General features: G+C 43.5%; 31 protein-coding genes and 2 pseudogenes. 20 read left to right on the top strand and 13 right to left on the bottom strand.

Going from position 1 to position 26,681, the window contains the following annotated elements:
• Window positions 1-13: 13 nt before the first annotated feature.
• Window positions 14-175, top strand: coding sequence for a hypothetical protein (locus Q0081_RS31990; protein WP_409034097.1), 162 nt, complete (start codon window positions 14-16; stop codon window positions 173-175).
• A 39-nt stretch (window positions 176-214) separates the two neighbouring features.
• Here Q0081_RS31990 and Q0081_RS24380 read toward each other — a convergent pair whose 3' ends face one another.
• A complete protein-coding gene (locus Q0081_RS24380) occupies window positions 215-580 on the bottom strand; it encodes a response regulator (RefSeq protein WP_298359930.1) in 366 nt (121 codons plus the stop codon).
• Window positions 581-819: 239 nt separating this feature from the next.
• Between Q0081_RS24380 and Q0081_RS24385 the strand changes: the two genes are divergently transcribed.
• The 3 genes from Q0081_RS24385 to Q0081_RS24395 all read left to right on the top strand — a co-directional run bounded on the left by Q0081_RS24385 (window position 820) and on the right by Q0081_RS24395 (window position 2,087).
• Complete coding sequence (locus Q0081_RS24385; RefSeq protein ID WP_298359932.1) at window positions 820-1,152, top strand: YtxH domain-containing protein; 333 nt, start codon at window positions 820-822, stop codon at window positions 1,150-1,152.
• 109 nt (window positions 1,153-1,261) lie between these two features.
• Window positions 1,262-1,627: a hypothetical protein gene (locus tag Q0081_RS24390; protein ID WP_298359934.1), complete on the top strand. Its 366-nt coding sequence runs from the start codon at window positions 1,262-1,264 to the stop codon at window positions 1,625-1,627.
• Window positions 1,617-2,087 carry a hypothetical protein gene (locus Q0081_RS24395; RefSeq protein ID WP_298359936.1) on the top strand — a complete coding sequence of 157 codons (471 nt, stop codon included), beginning with the start codon at window positions 1,617-1,619 and terminating at the stop codon, window positions 2,085-2,087. Before Q0081_RS24390 ends, Q0081_RS24395 begins: the two co-directional genes overlap by 11 nt.
• Here Q0081_RS24395 and Q0081_RS24400 read toward each other — a convergent pair.
• The 3 genes from Q0081_RS24400 to Q0081_RS24410 all read right to left on the bottom strand — a co-directional run bounded on the left by Q0081_RS24400 (window position 2,081) and on the right by Q0081_RS24410 (window position 4,021).
• Window positions 2,081-2,527: a response regulator gene (locus Q0081_RS24400; protein ID WP_298359938.1), complete on the bottom strand. Its 447-nt coding sequence runs from the start codon at window positions 2,525-2,527 to the stop codon at window positions 2,081-2,083. The two genes, Q0081_RS24395 and Q0081_RS24400, sit on opposite strands and share 7 nt — an antisense overlap.
• A 92-nt stretch (window positions 2,528-2,619) precedes the next feature.
• Complete coding sequence (locus Q0081_RS24405; protein WP_298359940.1) at window positions 2,620-3,303, bottom strand: ATP-binding protein; 684 nt, start codon at window positions 3,301-3,303, stop codon at window positions 2,620-2,622.
• Window positions 3,304-3,337: 34 nt separating this feature from the next.
• Window positions 3,338-4,021, bottom strand: coding sequence for a CHASE3 domain-containing protein (locus tag Q0081_RS24410; RefSeq protein ID WP_298359942.1), 684 nt, complete (start codon window positions 4,019-4,021; stop codon window positions 3,338-3,340).
• A 266-nt stretch (window positions 4,022-4,287) separates the two neighbouring features.
• On the opposite strand from Q0081_RS24410, the gene rpoN reads away from it, so the two are divergent.
• The 5 genes and pseudogenes from rpoN (at window position 4,288) to Q0081_RS24435 (ending at window position 10,980) form a co-directional block, all read left to right on the top strand.
• Complete coding sequence (gene rpoN, locus Q0081_RS24415; protein WP_298359944.1) at window positions 4,288-5,706, top strand: RNA polymerase factor sigma-54; 1,419 nt, start codon at window positions 4,288-4,290, stop codon at window positions 5,704-5,706.
• A gap of 220 nt (window positions 5,707-5,926) precedes the next feature.
• Window positions 5,927-7,402 (top strand): annotated as a pseudogene (locus Q0081_RS31995) (sigma-54-dependent transcriptional regulator).
• Between the two features lie 85 nt (window positions 7,403-7,487).
• Window positions 7,488-9,074 (top strand): PAS domain-containing protein, encoded by a 1,587-nt coding sequence (locus Q0081_RS24425; RefSeq protein WP_298359946.1) that lies wholly within the window; start codon window positions 7,488-7,490, stop codon window positions 9,072-9,074.
• Window positions 9,071-9,541, top strand: coding sequence for a response regulator (locus tag Q0081_RS24430; protein WP_298359948.1), 471 nt, complete (start codon window positions 9,071-9,073; stop codon window positions 9,539-9,541). The genes Q0081_RS24425 and Q0081_RS24430 overlap by 4 nt, the downstream gene beginning before the upstream one ends.
• Window positions 9,541-10,980, top strand: a complete 1,440-nt coding sequence (locus Q0081_RS24435; protein WP_298359950.1) for a hybrid sensor histidine kinase/response regulator — start codon at window positions 9,541-9,543, stop codon at window positions 10,978-10,980. The genes Q0081_RS24430 and Q0081_RS24435 overlap by 1 nt, the downstream gene beginning before the upstream one ends.
• 33 nt (window positions 10,981-11,013) lie before the next feature.
• On the opposite strand, the gene Q0081_RS24440 is transcribed toward Q0081_RS24435, so the two are convergent.
• Both Q0081_RS24440 and Q0081_RS24445 read right to left on the bottom strand, forming a co-directional pair.
• Entirely contained in the window at window positions 11,014-11,880 is an 867-nt protein-coding gene (locus Q0081_RS24440) for a hypothetical protein (RefSeq protein WP_298359952.1), read from the bottom strand.
• 4 nt (window positions 11,881-11,884) lie between these two features.
• Window positions 11,885-12,997, bottom strand: a pseudogene (locus tag Q0081_RS24445) (YihY/virulence factor BrkB family protein).
• Between the two features lie 35 nt (window positions 12,998-13,032).
• Between Q0081_RS24445 and Q0081_RS24450 the strand changes: the two are divergent.
• From Q0081_RS24450 to Q0081_RS24490, 9 genes are all read left to right on the top strand, one after another.
• Window positions 13,033-13,185: a lmo0937 family membrane protein gene (locus tag Q0081_RS24450; RefSeq protein WP_298359954.1), complete on the top strand. Its 153-nt coding sequence runs from the start codon at window positions 13,033-13,035 to the stop codon at window positions 13,183-13,185.
• A gap of 40 nt (window positions 13,186-13,225) precedes the next feature.
• Window positions 13,226-13,396 carry a hypothetical protein gene (locus Q0081_RS24455; RefSeq protein WP_298359956.1) on the top strand — a complete coding sequence of 57 codons (171 nt, stop codon included), beginning with the start codon at window positions 13,226-13,228 and terminating at the stop codon, window positions 13,394-13,396.
• A 24-nt stretch (window positions 13,397-13,420) separates the two neighbouring features.
• On the top strand, window positions 13,421-13,876 hold the full coding sequence (locus Q0081_RS24460) for a Dps family protein (RefSeq protein WP_298359958.1): 456 nt from the start codon (window positions 13,421-13,423) through the stop codon (window positions 13,874-13,876).
• Window positions 13,877-13,896: 20 nt separating this feature from the next.
• Complete coding sequence (locus Q0081_RS24465) at window positions 13,897-14,598, top strand: OmpA family protein (RefSeq protein WP_298359960.1); 702 nt, start codon at window positions 13,897-13,899, stop codon at window positions 14,596-14,598.
• Between the two features lie 4 nt (window positions 14,599-14,602).
• A complete protein-coding gene (locus Q0081_RS24470; RefSeq protein WP_298359962.1) occupies window positions 14,603-14,782 on the top strand; it encodes a hypothetical protein in 180 nt (59 codons plus the stop codon).
• A 20-nt stretch (window positions 14,783-14,802) separates the two neighbouring features.
• Entirely contained in the window at window positions 14,803-15,066 is a 264-nt protein-coding gene (locus Q0081_RS24475; RefSeq protein ID WP_298359964.1) for a hypothetical protein, read from the top strand.
• A gap of 195 nt (window positions 15,067-15,261) precedes the next feature.
• Window positions 15,262-15,564 (top strand): Dabb family protein, encoded by a 303-nt coding sequence (locus tag Q0081_RS24480; protein ID WP_298359966.1) that lies wholly within the window; start codon window positions 15,262-15,264, stop codon window positions 15,562-15,564.
• A gap of 14 nt (window positions 15,565-15,578) precedes the next feature.
• Window positions 15,579-16,526, top strand: coding sequence for a helix-turn-helix domain-containing protein (locus tag Q0081_RS24485; protein WP_298359968.1), 948 nt, complete (start codon window positions 15,579-15,581; stop codon window positions 16,524-16,526).
• 30 nt (window positions 16,527-16,556) lie between these two features.
• Window positions 16,557-17,513: a VOC family protein gene (locus tag Q0081_RS24490; protein ID WP_298359970.1), complete on the top strand. Its 957-nt coding sequence runs from the start codon at window positions 16,557-16,559 to the stop codon at window positions 17,511-17,513.
• Between the two features lie 36 nt (window positions 17,514-17,549).
• On the opposite strand, the gene Q0081_RS24495 is transcribed toward Q0081_RS24490, so the two are convergent.
• From Q0081_RS24495 to uvrA, 6 genes are all read right to left on the bottom strand, one after another.
• The gene (locus Q0081_RS24495) at window positions 17,550-18,503 is read right to left on the bottom strand and encodes a bifunctional helix-turn-helix transcriptional regulator/GNAT family N-acetyltransferase (protein WP_298359972.1); all 954 of its coding nucleotides are present in this window, start codon (window positions 18,501-18,503) and stop codon (window positions 17,550-17,552) included.
• Window positions 18,504-18,659: 156 nt separating this feature from the next.
• A complete protein-coding gene (locus Q0081_RS24500; RefSeq protein ID WP_298359974.1) occupies window positions 18,660-18,968 on the bottom strand; it encodes a hypothetical protein in 309 nt (102 codons plus the stop codon).
• Between the two features lie 46 nt (window positions 18,969-19,014).
• Window positions 19,015-19,509 (bottom strand): hypothetical protein, encoded by a 495-nt coding sequence (locus Q0081_RS24505; protein ID WP_298359976.1) that lies wholly within the window; start codon window positions 19,507-19,509, stop codon window positions 19,015-19,017.
• A gap of 4 nt (window positions 19,510-19,513) precedes the next feature.
• On the bottom strand, window positions 19,514-19,783 hold the full coding sequence (locus tag Q0081_RS24510) for a Txe/YoeB family addiction module toxin (protein ID WP_298359978.1): 270 nt from the start codon (window positions 19,781-19,783) through the stop codon (window positions 19,514-19,516).
• Entirely contained in the window at window positions 19,780-20,031 is a 252-nt protein-coding gene (locus tag Q0081_RS24515; RefSeq protein WP_298359981.1) for a hypothetical protein, read from the bottom strand. The genes Q0081_RS24510 and Q0081_RS24515 overlap by 4 nt, the downstream gene beginning before the upstream one ends.
• Window positions 20,032-20,073: 42 nt before the next feature.
• Window positions 20,074-22,938, bottom strand: a complete 2,865-nt coding sequence (gene uvrA, locus Q0081_RS24520) for an excinuclease ABC subunit UvrA (RefSeq protein WP_298359983.1) — start codon at window positions 22,936-22,938, stop codon at window positions 20,074-20,076.
• A gap of 233 nt (window positions 22,939-23,171) precedes the next feature.
• Here uvrA and Q0081_RS24525 point away from each other — a divergent pair, with 233 nt between their 5' ends.
• Entirely contained in the window at window positions 23,172-24,359 is a 1,188-nt protein-coding gene (locus Q0081_RS24525; RefSeq protein ID WP_298359985.1) for a phosphoglycerate kinase, read from the top strand.
• A gap of 46 nt (window positions 24,360-24,405) precedes the next feature.
• On the opposite strand, the gene Q0081_RS24530 is transcribed toward Q0081_RS24525, so the two are convergent.
• Entirely contained in the window at window positions 24,406-25,050 is a 645-nt protein-coding gene (locus Q0081_RS24530; RefSeq protein WP_298359987.1) for a hypothetical protein, read from the bottom strand.
• A 39-nt stretch (window positions 25,051-25,089) separates the two neighbouring features.
• Between Q0081_RS24530 and Q0081_RS24535 the strand changes: the two genes are divergently transcribed.
• The gene (locus tag Q0081_RS24535; protein ID WP_298359989.1) at window positions 25,090-26,541 is read left to right on the top strand and encodes an NADH-quinone oxidoreductase subunit N; all 1,452 of its coding nucleotides are present in this window, start codon (window positions 25,090-25,092) and stop codon (window positions 26,539-26,541) included.
• The last annotated feature ends 140 nt before the right edge of the window (window positions 26,542-26,681 follow it).

Here is a 26,681-nt window from a genome sequence, read left to right on the forward strand (position 1 = left end):
CCGTGCGGAACGTATTGAGGCTACTTCTACTAAAAAAGGGCTTACTGTAATAGTAAGATTAAACCTGAATCAATATCAAAAAGGCATCACAGTTGATGCTCGTATTTCTTCATCTAAATATATTCAATACCATCCCAAAATACCTAAACTCAATTATAGAATTAATCCCAATTAGATGTTTAACTTATTTTAAAATCATTCCTAAGCAAAATTATTACTTGATTACTTTTTCAATTTTATCTAAATCCAGGGGTTTCTCTACAAACCCATCTGCTCCTGACGACAGGGCACGCTCGCGGAGACCGCTCATGGCGGTAATCATGACTAATTTTGAAGAGGGAGCTTTCAGACGAAAAATCTCTATTTGTTCGATTCCCACTCCATCAGGAAGATTATTGTCCAAAAAGATGTAGGAGGGTTGCTCATCTACGGCTTTCTGAAGACCTTCAGCAAGGGTATGCGCCCGCAGTGATACAATTCCGAACTTTTTTAATACCAACCCTAACAGGAGGCACGTGTCCATCTCGTCATCTATAATCACAGCCTTTTGGACGGCACTGAAAAAGGCTTTATTACTCATTGGTTTATTAATTTGATTAAAATCTAAAAGGTGATAAATAGTACTACCTTTTAAAATTAGCTAAAAAACTGTGCCGGTAGTAAATCCGTCTTTAAGCAGCGTAGAAAAGCAAACCCCAAAATGGGGAAAATTAACCTCGAACCCGGTAAGATTGTGTAGTGGTTAGGGTGGAATAGTGTTTTTACCCCTTGATACGGAAATAATGTTTCATTCAGTTCACAAAAAACTTAAAAATTGCCATGACAAATAATTCAAAAGTGGTATTGGGAATAGTTACCGCTGCCGCCGCCGGTGCGGTAATTGGTTTGTTGTTTGCTCCTGAAAAAGGAACCGAACTTCGCGAAAAAGTACGCGATACTGCCAATGGCCTTGCGTCTGATTTTCTGGATGTAATCCAACGCGGACGTCAGCAATACGCAGAAGTTGAAGAGGAAGTGCAGGACAAAGCCAAAGAACTCAAGTCAAAAGTGGCTGGTAAATATGCCGAAGCCAAAGACAAAGTGGAAGATGAGGTTTCTAACGCAAAGCACGAAGCCGAAAATATGAAAGATAAAGCTCAAAGATACGCTTAATTGAAAAGAAGTGTCGGGGTAATTTGAGGTCTTGTATTTTTCCCAGCAGCCGCAGGGAAAAAAGAGTACTGTATTTATCCTGACAACTTTTTAAACAAATTTCAAAGCTATGCAAGTAATAGATTCTGCAAATGAAATAAAGGAACGAGCCACTGATTGGCTCGACCACGCCTCTGACTACTTTGAAGCGCGTTGGAATTTAGGCGTCCTGAATGCGTCAGAAAAAACGGCGGGAGTCCTTTCAAATGTGGCTTCTGTCTTGATTATTAGCACGGTGGGTATGTTTGCGTTGCTGTTTGCAAGTTTGGGGGCGGCTTGGCTTATTGGAAAAAGCCTTAACAACCCGGCGCTGGGATATTTCACTGTGGCGGGATTTTACGTGGTGGTATGTATCATTCTGTTTATTGTCAAAGACAAACTTATTAAGGTGCCGGTGGTCAACAGCTTTATTAAAAAGTTCTATTATGAAAATTGAGATTCAGAATATTGACGATTTACGGGCAGAGCGTGCGCGACTGAAAAATCAGATGGAACTCTCAAAAGTTCACATGAAACAGGAGGTAAAAGCGATTAAAACCGAACTGAATCCCGTTCATCAGGCAGTGGGTCTGGTGGGTGATCTACTTACTGCGCCCAAAAAAGGCTTGCTCAATGTAGGAGTGGGAATTGGAGTCAATACACTTCTGACACGCGGCCTGTTGGCGCGGGCAGGTTGGTTGCCCCGGCTGGTGATTTCTTTTATAGCCCAAAATCTGGCCACAAATCTCATCTATAAGAATCGTACTTCAATAGTAGAAAAGGCGTTGCTTTGGGTAAAAAAGGTAACGGATAAGCCCGTTCCTAAAAATGAGATACCCGTTGTTCGGGTGGAGGTTCCTAAAAAAGCAAAGCACCTGAATGGGTACGCTCTGGTTGTGATTGATGAGACTCAGTAAGCCATTTTTAGGTTATCTTTCTGCATGACAGGCAGCTGTGATAAATCAATCCAGAATTTTATCAAAGTAGCAATGGTTTCGTTGAAGGCATCAAAAGAAGCGGGTTTGACAATGTAACAATTGGCCCCGAGCGCGTAGCAATCTTCAATGTCTTCCTGCGCTTTGGAAGTAGTCATAACCACTACCGGAATCTTTCGCAACTTGGCTTCCGATTTCAATATTTTCAGAGCTTCGCGTCCATCCATGCGCGGCATGTTTAAGTCCAGCAAAATAAGCCCTACCCAAGCGTCATGATTCTGGCGCAGGTAGTTCAACAAAGATATACCGTCCTTTACAAAAGCCGTAGGATTGGAAATGCCGTAATCAGACAAGGCTGATTGCATCAAAAAACGGTCGTCATCATCGTCGTCGGCAATAAGAATCGTGGCTTTTTTATTCATAATGAGCGAATTGTGAGCGGTTCGCCGCTGCGATGCGTAAATTAGTGAATGAATGTCTCACTGCAAACAGCCTATTGTAAACCGTAAACTGTTTACTGCTTTGGTAAGTAAACGTAAAAAACGGCTCCGGCGTGCCTTGGTCTTGATTCAGCCACAATAAATCCGTTGTGATTGGTGACAATTCGGCGGCATAATGCCAGTCCAATGCCCGTACCGTCGTATTCGGTGCGGTTGTGCAATCGCTGAAAAATTACGAAAATTTTTTCCGAATAAATGGAGTCAAACCCGATGCCATTGTCTTTAAACGAAATCTGATAGAAGATGTTCTGTCGTTGTAAATCTCTTACTCCCTCTATTTGCAGTTCTTCTCCGCTTACTTTTTGACACTCTATTTCTATAACGGCATCCTCATCGGCTTTTGCGTATTTTATGGCATTGGAAATCAGATTGCTGAAGAGCTGAACCATCTGAAATCGAATGCCATTGATGTTAGGAAGTACATCGCTGATAATCGTTGCCCGTTTTTCTTCAATCATCTCTTGAAATTCTTCCTTTACTTCTTCCAGCGTTTCATTGAGGTTAATATCTTCAAATATCCGCTCCCGCAAATTGGCTGTTCTTGAAAAAATCAACAGGTCGTTAATGAGTTGCTGCATCCGAGCTGCCGATTGATTGATTTTCAACAAATTGGTCATTCCATCGGAGCTGAGTTGTTCTGCGTTCCTGACTTTTAATCGTTCACTGAACGCCTGAATCTTACGAAGCGGTTCCTGCAAATCGTGGGAAGTAACAAACGCAAACTGCTCAAGTTCAGAATTGGCGTGTTCGAGTTCGGTTAATTTTTGCTCCAGCGTGGTCTGAAAACGGACTCGCGCGCAGCTCCAAGTACAACAATCGAAAAAACACCAGTAAGAATACCAAAGGAACCAGGGTCAGAAGGAGAAGGAAGTAATTGGAATTGCGGTCAGCTAATTTTTGAAGGTCAGCCCGCATAGCTAATATTTTGCGCTCGTCCGAATCCAACCGGCGCAATACTTTCCTGATTTCATCCATGTAGATTTGACCGTCCTGCATTTTCAGGGTATCTACAGGCAGCCCACTCTTAGCTCTGGCTATGCCGTATTCGACTACCGATAATTTCTTACCAATCAGAACATTGAGCGTATCCATGCGAGTTATTTGGGCGGGATTGTCTCTCACCAGCAACCGCAATGCTTTGTGGACTGCTTTCAATTCATTACGGCTTTCGGCGTAGGGTTTAAGATAATCTTCAATGCGAGTGACTAAATAACCTCGTTGCCCCGTTTCTATATTGACGAGGGTAACCAATAAATCCTTATTTTTGAGTCGCACACGATACGTATGATTAACAGCCTCGGTACGCCTTCCTGTTTCACGAATTCGATCGTATGCCAGCCAGCTAACAAACGCCAACATACAAATACTAACAGCCATTGCTATATAAATTCCCCAAAGCGTATGTTTTGATGTCATAGATACTAACCGGTAATGGGTAAATTTATCCACATTTAGTGTAGAAAATTTTTCCCTTTATGAGGAAACTGAATTTGGATTTATAAAACTTAAACCAAGATTTTTTTGTTTATTAAAAAAGATTTTTGCCTGTAATTATTTGAATTACAGATTGTTAATACGGTTTTTGTAAGAAAGCCAAAGTATTTGTCCATTTGAATTGAATCTATGAGGCATCTGATTTGGTAGAGTGCTACCAAAAACATTGTCCAACCATGGCGGCTCCCATGCTAAACCTGATACAAACACAAAAGCAAACGCTGAAGATTTCTCCGGCGCAAATTCAGTTGCTTAATTTCCTGCAACTCAATACGCTTGAGCTTGAACAGCACATTAAAAACGAGTTAGAAGAAAATCCATTGCTCGAAGAAGGAGAAGAAGAGGCGGCGAGTGATTTTGAAACCTCCGACGAGAATGCGCTGAGCAGCAGTGAGGATCGTACCCAAGATTACATGGATTGGGAGGAGTTCAGAGAGGACGACACACCGGATTACCGTACCCGAGTTAATAATTTTTCTGATGACGATAATGCCTATACACCTACCTTGGTGGAAACGGCCTCTTGGCGACAGGAGTTGAAAGAACAGTTTCATTTGTTGCCGCTTACCGAGCGTCAGCAGGTGTTGGCAGATTTTGTGGTGGATTCATTGTCCGACGAGGGGTATTTGAACTATACCGCCGAGGCCATGACCGACGATGTTTCATTCACGAGTGGATTGTACGTAGAAGAGGCTGAGGTTGAGGAAATTATACAGATTCTTCGCAAAATGGACCCGCCGGGGTTGGGTGCCCGCAATTTGCAGGATTGCCTGCTCATGCAATTGGAACGCCGACAGGATGAAAAAGCCAAGATAGCGGCAGAACTGGTAAAAAAGCGTTTTGAAGATTTGGCGGCCCGCAACTACGAAAAGTTGATGCGCCTGAGTGGTCTGATGTTTGACGACCTAAAAGATACGCTCGCCTTGATTGCTACGCTCAATCCTCAGCCCGTAGTAGGAAGTCAAACGGGAACTTTGATTGTAAAAGACAATATTGTTCCCGATTACATAGTGACGGTGGAGGGGGATATCATCGACGTTGAACTCAACAATCGGCGTATTCCTCCCTTGATTATCAATAAAGCCTATGCGCAGGAAGTGGGGGGGAGCAGAGCGGCTAACACATACGTCAATTCCAAACTCAACGCGGCCAATTGGCTGATTGAAGCCATTCAGCAACGAGAAAATACCATGCTGAGGTCGATGCGTACGATTGTGAAGTTGCAGGAAGACTACTTTAAGACAGGGGATGTGCGCATGCTCAAACCAATGGTGTTGCGCGACATTGCAGAACGTATCAAAATGGACGTTTCAACGATTTCGCGGGTGACGAGCGGGAAATACGCTCAAACGCCATTCGGGATCATTCACCTGAAAGATTTATTTACCGAAGGGCTGATGACCAACACCGGTGAGGAAGTCTCCAATCGTCAGATTCAACTGACTTTGGCCGATTTGGTCTCCAAAGAAGATAAACACAATCCTTTTAACGATTTTCAGTTGGCCGAAATGTTGGCTGATCTTGGTTACCCTGTTGCCCGTAGAACGGTGGCAAAATACCGCGAACAGTTGGATATTCCCACTGCAACGCTCCGGCGCGTTTTGTGAGTTAAATACCAATTAGTGAATGGTGAATGAGTGATTGAGTGAATAAGAGATTAGTGTTTGATAATCAATTGTTATAAATAGTATTCCCTTATTGACCGCACGGGCACGGTCGCCATGGGGCGCCCCGCGCCGTTGCGGGCCCCGTCATTCGCGCATTCCCTCATTAATACCGCCGGTGAAGTAAAAAGGAAAAACAAAATCATTTTCAATTGAAAATCTTATGGCACAAAAAATATTAGTCATTGATGACGACACCGACATTTGCCTGTTATTGCGTCGGTTTTTGACCAAAAATGGTTTTGAAGTAGCGATTGCTCATACCGGAGTAAGCGGACTCGCCCTTTTAGAGGAGTTTCGCCCTCATTTGGTTTTAACGGATTTCAGACTCGGCGATATTGACGGGGAAACCATACTGATGCGTATCAAAGAAAAGTTTCCCACGGTCTTGGTGCTGATCATTACGGGTTATTCCGATATAAAAATAGCCATTAACGTGATGAAAAAAGGAGCGTTTGATTACATTACCAAGCCCCTTTTCCCGGATGAGATTTTGATGACGATTCGCAAAGCGTTGGACAGCCTTACTAAATACGAAACGCAACAAAAAGAAAATGCCGATGCAGATAACCTGGCCTTACCAGAAACACGTCGGAAAAATATCCAAACTCAATATATTTTTGGAAACGGTCCCGAATCAAGTTACCTCTATAAACAGGTAGATTTAGTGGCACCGACCAATTATAGCGTACTTATCTACGGCGAAAGCGGTTCTGGGAAAGAAGCCGTTGCGCTTGAAATTCACAAACGCAGCAAGCGTGCTTCAGGGCCTTTTGTGGCCATGGACTGCGGGGCTATCTCGCGGGAATTGGCGGCAAGTGAGCTGTTTGGTCACGAAAAAGGCTCCTTTACGGGTGCGTTGAACCAAAAGATCGGTCATTTTGAAATGGCCAACGGCGGTACTCTGTTTCTGGATGAAGTCAGTAATCTTCCCTATGATGTGTAGGTATCGCTGCTGCGCGTGGTGCAAGAACGTAAGCTCCGCCACATTGGAGGGAATCGTGAAATCGAAGTGGATGTGCGTATTGTGGTGGCGTCCAATGAGCACTTAGTGGAAGCCGCTCGGCGCGGTAAGTTTCGGGAAGATTTGTATTACCGCCTGAACGAATTCAACATAGATGTACCTCCTTTGCGTGAACGGCGGTCTGATTTGATGCTTTTTGCTCAATTTTTTCTGGACAAAACCAACCTCGAACTTGGAAAACACGTTCGGGGCTTTTCGCGGGAAGTGGAAAAAGCCTTCTCGGAATATCCCTGGCCAGGAAATCTTCGAGAAATGAGAAACGTCATCAAACGCTCTACTCTACTGACCGACGGCGATTTTATAGACGCACGCGCTTTACCGTTTGAATTACTCAATTACGATAAACTGTTGTTTCTTGAACCAACGAACGGGACTGCCGTCAATTATGTGGCTCCCGAGGCACTTCCTGTTTCTGTCTACGAACCCGCAGTGGCTACAAAACTTCCCGCCGTCTCCAAGGTGGACTTGAAGTCTGCGGCACTTGAGGCCGAATACGAAATGATTCTCAACGTTTTAAAGCAGGTTAATTTCAATAAAAGCAAGGCCGCACAGGCATTGGGAATTGACCGTAAAACTTTGTACAACAAAATGAAACACATCAATCTTAGTAATTAATAGTTCACAGTAAGCAGTCCACGGTTCACAGTCAACAACCCATGGTATTAATAACTGCAAACTATTTAAACTCCTCTCGTTTCAAATGCAGGATTCTTCTTGGAAATCTTTGTCGTTGCAACCTTCTGTAGCACAGCTGGAACAAATCTTTGAGTTTTCGTCTCATTTGGTATTTATCTACAACTGGGATTTGAAGAAGCTTATTTTTGTCAATAACCGTGTAGCTGAGAAACTCGGCTATACGCCGGAAGATATTCAACAGATGGAAGGGTCTATCCTTACTTTTGTTGAACATCCTGATAAAGAAGGATTTCTGAAAGAAATACATGCTGAATATGAGTCGTTGGAAGTCGGAAAAAAAGTAGAGTTTGTATGTAAATTGCTGCATAAAAATGGGAGTATTCGTACACTACGTAACCGAAGTATGCTATTGGCCCGGGATTCTCCCGAAGCTTCCCGTTTGATTATGAACGTGGCGGAAGATATTACGGATACGTTGGAGCGGGAAGCTGATTTGCTCAAAAAACAGTACCAATTCAATGAAGCGGAAGCCATTTTTAAATGTGGTACGTGGGAGTGGCAGGCCAACAGGAAAGGGATAGAATGGTCGGAAGGGATATTTAAAATCATGGGGTTGTCGTCTGAGGAGTACAAAGACAAAACAATATCGCGTCGGTTCTACGAAAGCTTCATTGCACCCGAGGATGTAAAGCGGTTCGCTGATTATACCGTTCAGGTATTGGCTGAACATCGGCCTTCGTATGAGATTGAACATCGGATCATCAATGCCGAGGGAATGGTAAAATACGTGACCTTGCAAGGGCATATTTACTATGACGAGCAGGGGAGAGTACAGCGGATCATGGGAATGTTGGCTGATAGAACCGAAATCATCACCTATCAAAACGAATTGGAACGCCGCCTGACGGCGCTTAATAAAAGCAACCGGAATTTGGAGCAGTTTGCTTACGTTGCATCGCACGATTTGCAGGAACCGCTTCGAAAAATCATTGCTTTTGGCGAAAGATTAGCAAAAAAATACAAAGAACAACTGGGCTCTGAAGGTCAATTTTTTGTAGATCGTATGACTGGCGCTGCGCAACGAATGCACGCTCTGATTGAAGATTTACTGGCGTATTCGCGGGCGTCGCGACAAACAGAATCGTATGCGTCGGTGAATCTTAATGAGGTGGTAAAGAATGTATTGGAGGATTTAGAAGTAAAAATTCAGGAGAAAAAAGCGTCTATTACCATTGATGACTTGCCCGCGGTAGAGGCTCAATCGGTGCAGATGCATCAACTTTTTTTAAACTTAATTGAGAATGCTCTCAAATTTACGAAGCCGGGCACTACCCCGAAAATAGCCATTCAGGTTCGGAAAATAGTTCCTTATGAAGCCCCCACCGTTGGGCAAATTAACCCGAAAGAAAATTATTTTGAATTTATCATCAGTGACAACGGTATTGGATTTGAAGCGGAATATGCAGAACGAATTTTTACGATATTTCAACGACTTCATGGCCGGGCTGAATATGCCGGTACGGGCCTGGGATTGGCAATATGTCGTAAAATAGTAGAAGCGCACCACGGCTTTATCGAAGCACAGGGCAAGCCAGGCGAAGGCGCCAAATTCATTTTTTATTTGCTGGTCACCCAACCCAACACACCATGAGTATAACTGAACTCAAAAATGCAGACAAAAGCGTACTGATTTTGCTTGCCGATGATGATGAAGACGATCGGATGTTTACCAAAGAGGCATTTGAAGAAAATCATTTACTGAATGAAATAAGGTTTGTCAATGATGGTGTAGAACTGATGGACTACCTTAAACGTCGCGAAAAGTACAGCAACCCGGCAGATAGTCCTCGGCCGGGCATGATACTTTTAGACCTGAATATGCCCAAAATGGACGGTCGGGAGGCGCTGAAAGAAATAAAATCTGATCCTTCGCTTCGGTCCATACCCATAGTCGTATTGACTACTTCCAAAGCCGAACAGGATGTCTTGCAGACCTATGATTTGGGGGTTAACTGTTTTATTACCAAGCCTGTAGCTTTTGCTGACTTTATTGAAGTCACACGTACGCTGGGTCATTATTGGTTTGATATTGTCCAACTTCCCAACATTACCGAATAATGGAAAAAGAAACCATTCGATTGCTTATTGTGGATGATGATGAAGATGATTTTTTTCTTACATCCGATTACCTGAAAGAAATACATAATAAGCACTTTGACATTACTTGGGCAAGTTCGTTTGGAGAAGGAATCATGCAGCTGACCCAAGCCAAATTTGACCTGTGCTTTTTTGACTTTCTGCTCGGTGCCAAAACAGGGATTGACCTCTTACAGGAAGCGATTCGGAGCGGAGTAAGCTGCCCTATTGTGCTGCTGACGGGTAGGGGAGACCAAAAAGTGGACGTGGAAGCTATGCGTCTTGGTGCCATGGACTATCTGATAAAGAGTGAGTTGGATGCTGAAAAACTCGACCGGTGTATCCGTTATGCTTTAGAGAGGGCCGAGGTTTTGCGCCGCCTGCGCGAGAGTGAAACGCGACTGCGCGGTATTTTTGGGCAGCTCAAAGATGCAGTATTGCTCAAAAGGCCTAAAGGGCTTATTTTTTATTACAACAATACGGCCCTCGACTTGCTTGGGTACAACGAAACCGAGCTTTTACAACTTTGCTCACAAGATTTATTTGCCATTCCTTCTCAGCACGCCCAATACGTCCAAAGCCTCGAAGAACGAGGTATTGTGGAAAACTTTGAAGTGTGGCTGGTGAAGAAAAATGGGGAGCGGGTGCTTTGTTCGCTTCATGCCAGCAAACAGAGCGACAGCGAAGGTGAAGGCTATTATTTGTTGGTCATTCAGGACATTACGGCCCGTAAGAAATTGGAACGCGATACGCTGTTGGCTGCTAAAGCCGCTTCTACTGCGCGTTTGGTACGTACTCTTGCCCATGAAGTTCGTAACCCGCTAACCAATATTAACTTATCGCTGGACCAAATTGAGCCGGAACTGACCGATGAAGAACAAAAACTTTTTGCGGAAATTATTCGTCGAAACAGCCGTCGTATCAATACGCTTATTACTGAACTTTTGAATTCTTTCAAACAACAGGAAGCTGTTTTGAGCCGCGTTTCTATCAACGATTTACTCGAAGATACGCTGGGAGAAGCTACTGACCGCCTCAGTTTGAAGAAGATAGCATTAGAAAAAGAATTCGGAGAAGATTGTTCGTTGCCTTTGGATAAATCCAATATCAAAATGGCGTTCCTGAATCTTATCATCAACGCCATTGAGGCCATGGAAGAAGAAAAAGGCATACTGATGGTGTCTACTCATGTGGCGGGAAAATCGTGTTATGTTGAAATCCGAGACAACGGACTCGGCATCAGCCCCGAGAATCTCAATCGCCTTTTTGAACCCTATTTCACTTCTAAAACCAACGGTTTAGGCTTAGGATTGGCCTCTACGCTGACCATTTTGCAGTCGCACCGCGCTACAGTAGAAGTAGAATCTGAAATAGGAGAAGGCACCGTTTTTACCGTGACCTTCCCCCTGAATGAAGCTTGAAATCCATAGGTCATACTAAGAGTCTTCTACCACTTACCACTGCACCGCCGTCTTTGGGTCATGGCTGAGGTGAGGATCTGCTACTTTTACTTTGGACGTTCTGAACAGCGAGCCGGTAACTTCTACCACTATGGCTGCCACGACGAGAATCATCCCGAATACCGCCGACCATACAATGAAGCGATAATAAACGTCGGCTTCGAGGCGAGCCATGATAATACCCGCAAAGGCCCAGACTACTGATAGACCTAAGTAAGCATTTTTGAGTTTTAGTAGCGCCCAGGAGCTGATGAGCGCACCCACAAAAATCATCGTGGTCGCCCAAAATGTTTCACTCTGTCCCCAGCCATCCCAACCGGTGCCCACCAATACCGCCGTAACATTGGCAATGGTAGCAATGCAAATCCAGCCCAAATAACCGCCAAAAGGAGCTTTAATCGCCATTCGGGAGGTTTTGTTCAGGTAAGGAGTAATGAGATTGAGGCGCGCGTTGATAATGATAAGTTGCGTCAGCAGAGCCAACATCACAAATACGGAGAACACCAAGTAGTCATAATGCCATGAAAGGATCCAGAGTACGTTGAGAATACAGCTGACAATAAATCGTGCACCGATGATACCCACGGTGTCGGCGGTAGCTTCATCTACGTGTTTTTGAAACATAGATTTGCTCTGCTTAATGCAGAATAGCAGCAGTAACAGATAAATAACTCCCCAAATGGCAAAAGTAAGGGGAGCAGGGACGAAAAGATTGGGGTATTGGCCGGAAACCTGTCCCGTCGTTTTGTTATTAAAAGGCAGGGCATTGGCCAAATAATTAGCTGTTACCATCGCTGCGAAAAACACCCAGTTAAAAACCTGCAAGGCTTTTATCGCTGATTTATTCCAAACGGTTTTCATAGTTTTAATTGTTTGATAAATGATTGATTAACGTTTTATTTACTTCAATTTCTTTCTTTTGAAATCTAACCGCGTACGCCCGCGGTTGAATGCCTCCTCCTAATTTAAAAGCATATACTTTGGTAAATTCTGCACCAAAAAACAGAATCAGGGCTGAATAATACACCCAAAGTAAAATAATGACTACCGAGCCGGCCGCTCCGTAAGCTCCTCCAATGTCCGATTGTCCGAGGTATAAACCAATGACGTATTTGCCGATCATAAAAAGAACTGCCGTGACGCCCGCTCCGATAAATGTATCTTTCAGTTTGACTTTTCCATCGGGCAATACGCTGAAAATCACCGCGAAAAGTACGGTCATCACTCCTCAAATAAAGGCAATGTTGAGCGCCCAAAACAAATAAACGGTGGCGTCTGAGAACAGCACCTTTACTTTTTCGCTGAAAATAGTCAGCACGGTATTGAGGAAAAGTGATACAATGAACAGAAATCCCAAAGACACGATTAGCGAAAAAGAAAGAAGCCGATTGATGAGGTATTTGACCAATCCACTGCGGGGCTTAGGCTTGATGGCCCAAATCTGATTGATGGAATCCTGAATTTCGGCAAAGACCCCCGTAGCTCCTATAATCAACGTGACTACTCCTATAATGGCCGCTATTCCAGTCTTACCCGACAGTTGAGCGTGACGAATTAGTTCCTGAACCTGTTTGGCTGCTTCTGCACCCACCAACCAATCGATTTGATTATAAAGTTGGCCTTCAACGGCCTCTCGTCCGTAGAAAAATCCCACGATGGATAAAACTACTAAGAGCATGGGCGCGAGCGAAAACAGGGTATAATAGGACAAAGACGCGCTGAGTTTAATCGCGTTGTCGTTCATGAACTCTTGAATAGCTTCTTTGAAAATAGCGCTGTATGTCTGCCAAAAATTACGCATAACGGCTTCCTGAAATCCCTGATAAAAATGTACAGTGTGGAACAACCAACAACTGTTCCAACCCAACAACTGAATCGATTGGGGAAATGTTTCCACACATCTGGACATATTAGTTCGGTTTTTCCCCATTTGCCACTGAAAAATAAGCCGGTATAAGTATTTTGAGTAAGATAACATCAAACGATTTTATCCACATTAATATAGTTAAAGCCATGCGTTCCCTCTTATATATCATCGCTGTCATTCTTATCATTGGATGGTTAATTGGTGCTTTTGCGTATAGCGCAGGTGGGCTTATTCACATTTTGTTGGTATTAGCCATTGTGTCATTTTTGATTGGACTTATCCGTCGCGGCACCGTTTGAGAACAGTCCTATTAGTTGAACCATTAAATGTTAGGTAATCATGGAAATCCTATTGTTAATGAGTATCACAGGTTTGGTAGGGTTGGCGGCATCAGTTGGAATGCTGTATGCGTCACATCAAACTCACTCGGATGGACCCGCAGATTTTGGACATCAGGGACGCGACGATTTCTTTCGGCGCGTCAAAATGAACGCTGGTCGTTTGAAATAAAATTAGACTAAAAGAATTTTTTTTATGCAAGCTGATATTGGAATTCCTGAGGTACAGACCAAAAAGATTGTGGATGTGTTGCACCAACTTTTGGCCGACGAACACGTCTTATTAATCAAAACCCGTAATTATTACTGGAACATCAGAAGCTCAAATTTTATGGAAACGCATAAATCCTATGGCTCTCATTATGAGTTGATTACGGAGCTGATAGATGAGGTTGCCGAGCGCGTCACGCAGTTGGGTGAGCGTGCCAACGGAACGATGGAGGAGTTTTTGAAAACCACCCGATTGGGAGAAGGCCCTTACTATCACCAACAGGAACAGCAAGTGAAGCAATTGCTGATTATATGTAAACATCTCCGCGAAGATATTGGGCAAAGCGATAAGTATGATGACTTGGTCACGACTGACTTCCTGACGGGAGTGCCGGCGAAACACGAGAAAATGGCGTGGATGCTGCGCTCATCTTTGAAGTAAGTCTTTAAGATTTCTACAGCATGAAAACAAATATTTTGACAGTAAAAAGTTTATTAATATATGCCGCAGGAGTTATGCTCACTGCAACACTTTCCGACTGTACATCCACATCAAATCTAAAAAAGTCGGGTACCACACCTACTTCGACGACAAAAAACGTAATTAGTAGGGCTCAAAATCCTACTAATTACGCCATTACAGCCTCGGCTGTGGGTGGTGTGGCTGGTTCAATTATTGAAAAGTACATGGACAAGCAGGTCGTTCAGTTGACCCAAAGTGTGTCAGGCATAGCTCAGGTCGAACGATTTGGAGAAGGGATTAAGATAACGTTCAATTCGGGAGTTCTGTTTAAATCTGATTTCAGTTATGCTTTATCGCCTGATCCACAACCTATTTTGCAACAACTTGCCAATTCGTTGGCTACGTATAAAGACACAGAAATATTGATAGCGGGTCATACCGACAATGTCGGAACGGCGAAGCAAAACCAATTATTTTCTGAAAAACGAGCGGAGTCGTTGGCTGACTTTTTACAGTTCAATGGCGTGGCTCAGCTCCGAATGGTGATTCAGGGCTTTGGAGAATACACACCAAAGGTGTCTAACGGTACCGAAAACGGTCGCCGTCAGAACCAAAGAATCGAACTTGGGATCGTAGCCAATCAGGCACTCAAAGCCCAGGCGAAAAAAGAAGCCGCGGATGCGAGCGTGAGTAAAAAATAAGAGTATGGCCAAACAGGTAGTAACCCCTGACGATTTTAAGAAAAATGCGGAGGGACAGGTAAAAAAAACGAAGAGGCCGATGGGTATTCAAGACCTCAAAAAACGGTTTAAAGCAACGGATTCTGCGCTTCTAAAACAGCAAAAGCGCAAAGCACTGGAGGCCGAAAAATATGTCAGCGGATAAATAAGCAAGCTATAACAGCTATGGAAACAGACAATAAAGATAGAGAAGAGGCCGGAAGTATCAGCTCGGTAGTAGCGGGCGATACCGAAAATTCTAACGATATTTTAATCGAAAAAGATTTTTTGCCTGGAGTTCCTACTGATTCTGAAGACAAATCGGATATACCGCATACAAGCAAACAGGAAAGTGTTGCGTATTCCAAAAAACATAACTTTAACCAGAATCGCGGCTACAACGAAGTACCGCCAACCGTTCTGGTTAAAAGTACCAAAAAAGGTAGTTAATTTTTCATAAGGTTAAGGGTTTAGGAATGGGCGAGAGCAGGGGGATTTTATTCCCCTGCTCTTTTTTTATAAAAACAGCAATCGCTGCTGAGTATTTTGCGTTGAAATGGGCGTGATAATGAACTTTTAGGTAATTTGGAATGGTTAGATTTTGGGTAGAATTGCTTCTCATTATAAAAAACCCCTTCCAAAATCATGTTTGTACATCACGTTTTCTTTTACTTAAATAATCCCGACAGTACCGCCGACCGCGATGCACTCGTAGCCGGTTTGCAAACACTTATTCCGATTGAAGTGGTAAAATTTGCCCACATCGGTAAAGTGGCTGATACACACCGTGGTGTGATAGACCGTTCTTATTCGGTGTCGTGGCTGATGCTTTTTGAAAATAAAGCCGACCAAGACATTTATCAGGACCACCCTGTTCACCATGAATTTGTGAAAAACTGCGCACACCTGTGGGAAAAGGTGGTCATTTACGATTCAGACGATGTTTAATTGATATTCACGGCATGGCGCAAGTCATGCCGCCTCACCCTAAACCCCATGGTACGCCATCGCGGCTCCTTGTTGGAGAGGGACTCTTTATGCAAAAACCTGAAAACCCAATTCGGCAGGCACATCTACTGACTCCGTTTGTGTATCGTACGATGGCAGAGGTGGAAGAACGACGTTCTCAAACGCCTGATTTGCCGCATCGTCACGACTATTTTACGGTATTAGCGGTAGAAAAAGCCGAAGGTGTTCATCAAATTGACTTTATAGAATACCCGCTTCGGGCCAACACCGTCTATTTTGTCTCTCCCGAACAAATCCACCACCTTATGCTGACCCAGCTTGCGCCGCGTGGTCACGTGATTTTGTTTCGCCCCGATTTTTTACAGGATTTCAGTATTGCACCCGCGCAGTTGTACGACATGGACTTGTTTTTCAACTGCGATGAGGCGCGCCCGTTGGAGCTTACTGCTAATGAAATGAAGCAGTTAATGCCTTATATTCAGGGGATTGCCAACGAGTATCTGTCTGAAAAAACGCAAAAATGGGAAGCAATAGGAGCGTGGCTGAAATTGTTTTTGCTGGAATGTAAACGATTGAAAGCGACTCAGAAAATCGCGAATAAGTCGTGGGATAATCGTCAGGCGGAAATTGTGAAACAGTTTAAAAACGATGTAGAACGGTTTTTTCGGCAACAGCATAAAGTCAATGAATACGCCGACCATCAGCACCTAACGGCCAATCATTTGAACGAAGTCATTAAAAATGAAACTGGAACGTCGGCAAAGGAGTTTATCCAAAATCGGTTGATACTAGAAGCCAAACGGTTGGCGCGGTATTCCGAGTTGAATGCCAAAGAAATAGCGTATCAATTGGGCTACGAAGACGTAGCTCATTTCAGCAAATTTTTTAAAAAATGTGAAGGCATCGCATTTACCGAATTTCGGGAAAAAGTAGAATCATAAATCTCCCCTCCATCTTCTATTCTTAAAACTATGCAAACCAATCGTCTCCTCAAAGGCCTGCACCATGTGACAGCAACCGTCAATGATGCGCAGGAAGATTACGATTTTTATACCAAACTCTTAGGGCTTCGTCTGGTCAAAAAGACGGTTAATTTTGACAATAATTTTGTGTACCACTTCTACTACGCCGACCAAGTGGGTACGCCCGGTACTGTTTTTACCACCTTTCCTTACAAAGGCCATGGCGTACGGCAAGGCGAAGAAGGTTCGGGAATGATTATTACCACAACTTTTTCGGTTCCCGGTTCTTCATTGGAATTTTGGCATCAACGCCTTACCGATGCAGGTGTGTCGGTACTTCCGTTCAAGCGCTTTGAGCAGGATGTGTTGTGGTTTCGGGACCCTTCGGGACTTCAATTAGAGCTGATTGCCGATGATAACGACGACCGAATTCCTTTTGAAACGGATGAAGTTGGAAGTTCGGTAGGTATTCGGGGCATTCACCACGTCACATTGTGGGTAGCGGCGGACGATTGGGATAGGTTGAGACAATTTTTGACCACTGAAATGAACATGTCAGAAGTGGCGCAGGAAGAAAATCGAATTCGACTGAATGTAAATGAAGGCGGAGCAGGCAATTGTCTGGAATTATTGCAGGCAGAACCTACTGCGCCACGCGGTAAAAATGGCCTTGGCACAGTGCATCACGTAGCGTGGAAAATCGAAACTGAAGAAGAGCAATTGGCACTGCGCCGGCGTTTGGTGGAAGAATTGGGAATGCAGGTAACCGAAGTCAAAGACCGTAAGTACTTCCGTTCCATTTATTTCCGTTTGCCTTCGGGTCAACTGTTTGAAGTCGCTACCACGGGGCCCGGATTTGACGTGGATGAGTCAGTGGAAGAATTGGGCACTCACCTTATGTTGCCCGAGGATAAAGAACACAATCGTGCCATTATTGAAGCAAGATTGACTGAGATTCAATTATAAACGCAGAACGGATGGAAAATGGAGAACGTATAATAATTATAGAAACATCTCCATTGCCACATCGGCTCTGGAATAAGGCGAACTGAAATCTTTGACCGTTTTAAAACCCAGCTTTTGGTAGAGATTCAAAGCAGGTAGCAAACGAGAATTGGTTTCCAAATACAACCGTTTCAATCCCATTTTTCGAGCTTCATCTATGATAGATTGCCCCAATAATTCGCCGATTCCCAATCCTTTGGCGTTGTTATCGACGCCCATTTTCGACAATTCCATGCTATCTTCGGTCATGGGTTTGAGTGCCGAAGTTCCTACGATAGTGCCCTGATATTCAGCCAGTAATACGATTCCGCCTTTGTTCAGGTAAAATTTATCAGGGTTTTCGAGTGATTCCATGTCAAGCGGTTCGACTTTGAAATAACGCTCAATCCATTCGTAATTGATGCGTTTGAAACTTTCTCGCTGAACGGCGTTTTGAGGATCAAGCGGAATGATATTTACTTTATTTCGCTCCCGAATTTTTAGTCGGCTTTTGATGCGCTCCGGCATACTTTTGCGCAAAATCACCTGTTCGTATTCCATTAGTGAGCGCAGTACATCGGTTTCACACTCGTTCTTTACTTCGTTCATCGTATCTTCCAAATCCTCCAGCAGTTCTTTCATTCGCTCATGCATTTGAACTCCTTTTTCGGTAAGGCGAACGTTGGTTTCTCGTTTGTCGACAAGACCTTTTTGGGTCTCCAGAAAACCTTCTTTGACCATTTCTTTCACCATTAGGCTAACACCTACGTGCGATTGCCCGATATATTCGGCAATTTTGGAAACCGTTTCGGCTTCTTTTTGCGCAATGGCCAAAAACACGGGAAACCATTTTACCTCAAAATCCATCCCGTACATTTGATAGACCTGAGCGGATGCCTGTTGACTGATTTCGCCAAGCCGGCGCATATAACTTCCAAGGGCAACGTAACCCAAAGTGCGATACAAATCCATGATATAAACAATTTACGTAATTAATTACGTAAATTAAAATGATACTGACTTAAAAAACAATAGCTATGAAGTTTTTTTGAAGAATGAATTCGTGAATAAATTTTATGCGCTTACTGATGATAGGTGTACTGGAACTTATACAGGTTATGATGAAGTTCAAAGGGCTATTTTAATATCAAATTGCTTTGTTTGCTTTATCTTTTTTACGAGATCAAATTTAATTGGGTCAGGTGTAAAAAAATCTTTTGCTGATGCTGCTTCAATCGTAGTAGTTTGAATAAGTTTTAAAATTTTCAGTCTTTCAATTAAATCCTGATATGATAGCAAAAACTTACTATAAGAATTGACACGTGAATTGAATGTAATACGATCCATTTCAAAGCCAGTTTCGCTTTTTATAAAACTATCTAATAAAGTTTCATCATTATCTGGAAGATATTGAAGGCAATTACGTATATCATCCACGATTGGATGGTATATCTTGAAATACTGATGTAAAACAATCGAAACTTCATTTAAAAAAAACCCTCTTGTGCTCATTTATAAAAACAAAAGTATCTACGCTTTCGGCTAATTCTGTTAAATATGTTAGCTTATCTCTTAATTGGGCCAAAAAATCGAATCTATCTTGACCACAAACAAATATATCGAGGCGGTTAGGAGTAGCTTTTTGGGCTGGATTAAATAGATTTGTAGGGATTTCTATTAATAAATTCTGTTGGTGCCTTTCTAAAATTTTTAACAATAAATCAAGATTTGTTGCACTTTTGGAGTGATTGTTTGAAGAAAGCTGGTCTTGAAAGGTATGGTAAACAAGTAAAATAGTTACCAACCCAATAATAGGAGAGAACAAACCTCCAAACGTATCTCCAAGAGGTCCTGAAACTGCTACAGTTTCTTTGAGGTCGCCATAATGCAGTATTAAAGAAGCAATAAAAACGACGGCGCAAATGACAGCAAGTATCAAATTAATTATCAGCCTATTATCTTTCAGAAGATTCTTCATTTCCTTATTTGTCTCCGCAATGCCCTTTAACGGAGATGATTAAAATATATTCATCAGATTCTACTTTATACACCAAACGGTGTTCATCGGTGATTCTCCGAGACCAGTAGCCCTTTAAATCACCTTTCAAAAGTTCAGGTTTGCCAATTCCTTCAAATGGATGTCGTCGAATGTCTTTTAGGAGTTCATAAATGCGTTTGAAAATGTTACGATTATAGATACCCCAATCTGCAAGATCATCAAACGCATCCGCATCGAATACCAATTTTCTCATTTTTGTAACATTCTGCCATCTAATTCACTTTCGGTGATTTCTACCACTTGAGTTCTTGATTCGACGTTGGCAGCAGCTTTTTTTAAACGCTTCCAATAAGCTTCTTTACTTTCGGATTTATTAAGTCCAAAGTCTTCAGGAGCCGTAATCGTAATCTGCAACTCCTGCTCATTTTTGAACAAACTTTTAATGATTTCAATAAAATCAGCATTGAGTTCGTCGCGGCGCAGCACAAAGGTTGATTCCATAACTATTGTCTGTTTTTTTCAAAAGTACGTTTTTCCAAGCTTTTACGATAATTCCAATTTCAAAAACTTCCCTGTAAAACTCTCTTTTACTTTTGCTACTTTTTCGGGGGTTCCTTCGGCGATGATACGTCCGCCGGCGTTGCCTCCTTCGGGGCCAATGTCAATGACATGGTCAGCTACTTTGATAACGTCCATGTTGTGTTCGATGATAAGAACCGTATTGCCTTTGTCGGCCAATTTGTTCAATACTGCCAACAAATGCTGAATATCCTGAAAATGCAGCCCCGTAGTAGGTTCGTCCAGAATATAGAGTGTTTGTCCCGTATCTTTTTTGGAAAGTTCTTCGGCCAATTTGACTCGTTGCGCTTCGCCACCCGAGAGGGTGGTGGCGTGTTGACCAAGGGTGATATAGCCCAATCCAACGTCATTCAGCGTAACTACCTTCCGATTGATTTTGGGGATACTTTCAAAGAATTCCAACGCCTGTTCCACGGTCATGTCCAACACATCGGCAATGGATTTCCCTTTGAAACGTACTTCCAATGTCTCGCGGTTAAAACGTTTGCCTTTGCACGTATCACAATCCACGTACACATCGGGCAAAAATTCCATTTCGATTTTTTTCATGCCGGCTCCTTCGCAATCTTCGCAACGACCGCCTTTTACGTTAAACGAAAAACGCCCAGGCTTATAGCCTCGAATCTTAGCTTCGGGCAATTCAGCGTACAGCGAACGAATTTCGGAAAACATGTTGGTGTAAGTGGCGGGATTAGAGCGTGGCGTGCGACCGATGGGGGATTGGTCTACTTCAATTACTTTATCAATTTGATCCAATCCTTCTACCCCTTTATAAGGCAGTGGCTCGCGCTTGGAATTATAAAAATGCCGATTCAGAATCGGGAAAAGGGTTTCGTGAATCAACGACGACTTGCCACTTCCACTGACGCCCGTCACACAAATCATTTTTCCCAAAGGTAAGTTGAGCGTTACATTTTTGAGATTATGACCGGTAGTCCCTTTCAAAATGATGTTTTTCCCATTGCCCTCGCGGCGGTTTTTGGGAACTTCAATGGCTATTCGGCCACTGAGGTAATCGGCTGTAAGCGAGCCGTTTTTCAAAAACTCTTCGGGCGTACCGTGTCCTACCACCTGTCCGCCGTGGCGGCCTGCTCCCGGGCCAATGTCGAGAATATAATCGGATTCGAGCATCATGTCTTTGTCGTGCTCTACGACCAAAACAGTATTTCCCAAATCACGCAGTTTTTTCAAAGAATCAATGAGGCGAACATTGTCGCGCTGATGGAGGCCAATGCTGGGCTCGTCCATAATGTACAATACGCCCGTAAGTTGTGTACCGATTTGGGTAGCCAAGCGAATGCGTTGCGCTTCGCCGCCCGAAAGCGTTTTCAGGGGGCGATTGAGCGTCAAATAATCCAAGCCTACATCCAACAAGAATCCAACGCGTTTGCGAATTTCTTTCAACACTTCGCGACCAATCAATTGCTGTCGCTCGGTGATACGTCCTTCCAAACCGTCCAGCCAATTCCACAAGTCCCGAATGTCCGTTTCGGCCAATTGAGCAATGTTTTTATCGTCAATTTTGAACCAAAGTGCTTCTTTTTTCAGACGCGCACCTTCGCAATCAGGGCAGGTCGTAATGGTCATGAAATCTTTGAGCCAATCCTGAATTTTCTCCGTCCCATTCTCCTGCTGACGTCGTAAAAAGGTAATAATGCCCTCGTATTTCGTATTCCATTCGGTGCCTTCGTATTTTTTTGACGGCACAGGCACGGGTTCATCCGTACCGTTCAGCATCAAGTCAATGGCCTCCGGCGGAAATTTATTAATAGGCGTACTCAGTGTTACTTTAAACGGTTTGAGTAAAATTTCCAACTGTTTAAAAATCCATAAATCGCGGTATTCGCCAATGGGAGCGATTGCTCCTTTACTCAAACTCAGACTTTTATCAGGAATAACGCTTTCTTCGGTAATTTCTTCCACGACTCCCAGACCCTGACAGGTAGGACACCAACCATAAGGAGAGTTGAACGAAAAGCTATTGGGGGCCGGGTCATCGTAGCTGATACCGGCTATGGGATCCATAAGGTTTTGGGAAAAATAATGCACTTCATTTTTCGCATCCAACAACATCATGACTCCTTTTCCCTGTTTTAGCGTGGTTCCGACGGATTGGCTCAGTCGAAAACGTGACTGTGGGTCTGTAGCATCTTTTTTTGGAATAAGCCGATCGACTACAATCTCAATGTCGTGGATTTTGTAGCGGTCGAGCTGCATTTTTGGAGTGATGTCCTGTACTTCATTATCTACGCGCACTTTGGTGTAGCCGAGTTTGGCGATTTGAACAAACAATTCCCGATAATGTCCTTTGCGTCCTTTCACCACGGGGGCGAGAAGCGTTGCTTTTTGATTTTCAAATTGGCTGAGAATCTGGTCAATGATTTGATCCTGCGATTGTTTTACCATCGGTCGACCCGTTACGTAGCTGAATGCATCGCCCGAGCGAGCGTACAACAAACGCAGAAAATCGTAAATCTCAGTGACAGTCCCGACCGTAGAACGGGGATTGCGCGAGGTGGTTTTTTGCTCAATACTGATGACGGGACTCAACCCTTCAATTTTGTCCACATCGGGGCGTTCCATGTTGCCCAGAAACCCCCGCGCATACGCCGAAAAGCTTTCCATGTAGCGACGTTGGCCTTCGGCATAAATGGTATCAAAAGCCAACGAGGATTTGCCGCTGCCGCTGATACCCGTCACCACCACGAGTTTGTTGCGAGGAATGGTAACGTCAATATTTTTAAGATTATGTTCGCGGGCACCTATGACCTCTATTTGGTCATGGCCTGTCAGTTCGATGTCTGTTAGTGTAGGTTTCTGATTGTCCATGAATTGGTAACGCAAAACGAAAGCGCAAAGTTACCAACGAGAATCAGGTTTTGAAAACTATGACAAACAGGTAATTTTTTTGAAATAAGGCGGATTTAACGGTTTTGGGCGCGCAAAATACCTGAGTAATAACGTTGCCGGAATGAAAAACAACCAGCGATATAACTATTTATCCATGCGAAAAGCTATTTTTGCCCTGAAAATCAATCTTACTTTCAACCCACTGGAATCCTATGAAGACCGTAGATTCGTACAATTTTGCAGGAAAACGCGCCCTTATCCGCGTTGACTTCAATGTTCCTCTCAACGAAAAATTCGAAATTACTGACGACACTCGTATTCAGGCCACGTTGCCAACAATTCGCAAAATTTTGGCGGACGGCGGCTCGTGCATTTTAATGTCGCATTTGGGACGTCCGAAAGATGGGCCTACCGAAAAATATTCACTCAAGCACTTAATCAGCCCGCTTTCTGTCATTTTGGGGATTCCCGTAAAATTTGCTGACGATTGTATCGGGACATCCGCTCACGAACAAGCGGCTACGCTGCAACCGGGTGAAGTTTTATTGCTCGAAAACCTGCGTTTTTACAAACAGGAAGAAAAAGGCGATGTAGAATTTGCTGAAAAATTATCGAAACTCGGCGATGTTTGGGTAAATGACGCTTTCGGAACGGCTCACCGTGCCCACGCTTCTACGGCAGTAATTGGACAGTTTTTTAAAGACCGTATTTGCGGCTATGTCATGCAGGCTGAAATCGACAACGCACAACGCATATTGGAACATGCCGAACGTCCGTTTACGGCCATCATGGGCGGAGCAAAAATATCGGATAAAATCCTCATTATTGAGCGTCTTTTGGACAAAGTGGATAACCTTATCATTGGCGGTGGAATGACCTATACGTTTACCAAAGCACAGGGTGGCCAAATTGGAAAATCATTGTTGGAAGCCGATAAGCAGGAGTTAGCGTTGGAAATTATTGAAAAAGCAAAGGAAAAAGGCGTAAATATCATCATGCCCGTTGACAACGTGTGTGCTGATTCTTTCTCCAACGATGCCAACCGACAAATAGTAGCAACCGGACAAATTCCTGATGGATGGGAAGGGTTGGACATTGGTCCGGAAAGTATAAAATTGTTTGAAGAAGTGGTACGCACTTCAAAAACCATTCTTTGGAACGGCCCGATGGGCGTATTTGAATTCCCTAATTTTGCCATTGGCACGGATGCTATTGCTAAAGCCGTCGTAAAAGCAACCGAAGAAAACGGAGCTTTTTCGCTCATCGGCGGTGGCGATTCAGCTTCAGCTATTAATAACGCCGGCTACGGCGACCGCGTTAGTTACGTTTCAACGGGTGGCGGTGCGCTGTTGGAATACATGGAAGGAAAAGTATTGCCAGGCGTAGCTGCTTTGGCGTAACGATACAAACGCCGACGGAATTTGAAACCCCGTCGGCGTTAAATTTCTATTGACCTTCGTACTTCTCAAGTACTTTCATTACATCTTCTTCTTTCGAGAGCTTGAGTTTTTGGTCTTTGATAAATGCTTCCAACTCAGTCTGCTTATCGCCTAAGACATCCAACAGTGCTTTTTTATCTTTTTTCAGCCGAGTGACGGTCCCGTTTTTAAACAGATACAGGGCGTCTTCTTTCATAAAACGTTTTGTCTGTGTCGCCGAACTGTACAATTTTTCAGTTTGAATCCGTACGGTATTTCGTTTGAGCAACTTCACGTTCCCATCGTAAAGTACTTGATAAAAAGTCCGTGCCGTCAACGATTCCGTGGCCGGAAAACCACTTCTGAAAATACCGTCATTGGTAACAAATTCAGTGATTTCGTTGCCAAAGCGGTAGGGTTTTTGATTTTCTTCGTATTCCAACTCATCTTTGTAGAGATCGTAGCGCATTTTGGCGAGTTCGTAGGTTTTGCCGTTGTGTTTTGCTTTGACCGTCCCGCGCGACCAGGCATCATTCAGATAAGGCGAGCCTTCTATTTCGGTATAGCCATTTTCAAAAATAGGCCGCCCGTTGATGTCCTGAATAAACATACTTTGGGCTTGTGCAGCAAGGGCTGCAAAAATCAATCCGAGGGAGAGTAATGACTTTTTCATGTTCAATTGTACTTTTGCCGGTAAATTAATCCAACTACCTTGCAACTCAAAGACCATCTATACCAAGTTATCCAAAGTTTGCCCGGCTTTTTGCCCGAAACTTGGCTGTCCGTCGCTTTCTTATTGCTGATTTTGGTTGAAATCCTATTGAAAAACAGCCGTTGGCAACATCAAACTACTTCTGTTTTGCGTGGCTTGGCTTTTGGGATGGGGCTGGTTGCATTGAGTTTGGTTTTTCTTCAATGGAACGACCTGAACGGCTATTTATTTCACCATTTGCTCTATCTCGACAACAAAGCCGTTTACTTCAAAATTCTCATTCTGGTTACTTTCTTGTTCGTTTTGCTTCATGTTCAAATCATCCGCCCAGATTTGCCGGCAGAGTTTTATTCTATCTTGATGGCGGTGGTGTTGGGGTTGTGCCTAATGACCATGTCCGTCAATGGGTTGAGTATTTATTTATCCATTGAGCTTGTATCCATTGGCTCTTACTTAATGGCGACCTTGGGTCGCAGCAAAAAATCGGGAGAAGGAGGTCTCAAATATTTACTGTTTGGGGCGTTGAGTTCGGCAGTTATGCTGTATGGATTGTCGTTTTTATACGGCATGACCGGAACGCTTGATTTGACCAACGACGTATTTGCTTCGCAGTTGGCTCAGAATCCCCCTTCGATTGTACAGGTTGTCGGTTTCCTGACGCTGGCAGGTGTTCTGTTTAAGTTATCCTTGGTTCCGTTTCATATTTGGGCTCCCGACGTCTATGAAGGCGCTGCTACACCTGTCGTTGCGTTTTTATCCACTGCCCCCAAGGTGGCAGCCCTATTGGTTTTAATGCGATTGTTGAGTGTATTTTCCCTTGACTTTCAGCCGGTAATGGCCGTTGTGGCGTTAGTCAGTATTTTGGCAGGAAATCTGTCAGCTCTTTGGCAGACCGACCTAAAACGCCTTTTGGCGTATTCGGGCATTGCCCAGGCGGGGTTTGTTTTGGTGGGTTTAGTAGCCTTCAATCAAACGGGTTTTGAAAGTGCTGTTTTTTACATTACCGTGTATATCCTCATGAACTTGGCAGCTTTTTTGCTGATTGATTTGATAGGAGAGGGTGCTACTGACCTAAATTCATTTGCCGGAAAAGGAACAAGTCATCCTTTATTGAGCATCTGTTTTACGATTATCATGGTGGCTTTGGTGGGTTTGCCGCCTACGGTAGGTTTTACGGCTAAGTTATTGGTGTTTTCGGCGTTGTGGGAAGCCAATCAGTCTGCTGGTGACGGATTGCTGATTGCCCTTTTAGTGGTCGGATTACTCAATGCCATTGTCTCTTTATTTTATTATTTTAAAGTACCGTTCTATCTGTTTTTCAGAACAAATGCGCAGAATTTTTCATTGTTCAGGTCTTTTTTAGGAGAAACAGTAGTGGTTTTATTGACGTTGGTCGTTATTCTTCTGTTTTTGAAAACCAACTGGCTTATTGACTGGATTAGGGTGCTGTAAACTGAATCGGTTGTTGTTTTTAACAGATTGGTAGCCAAATGCTTAAAGTCAAATCTATGTTCTAATACTTTATTTTTGAATGAATGGGTAGTATGCCTGATGAATAATTTTGGACTTCGGAGAACAACGGACGATACAGT

Origin of the sequence: Runella sp. (assembly GCF_027484545.1) — a bacterium.
Classification (GTDB): Bacteria; Bacteroidota; Bacteroidia; order Cytophagales; family Spirosomataceae; genus Runella.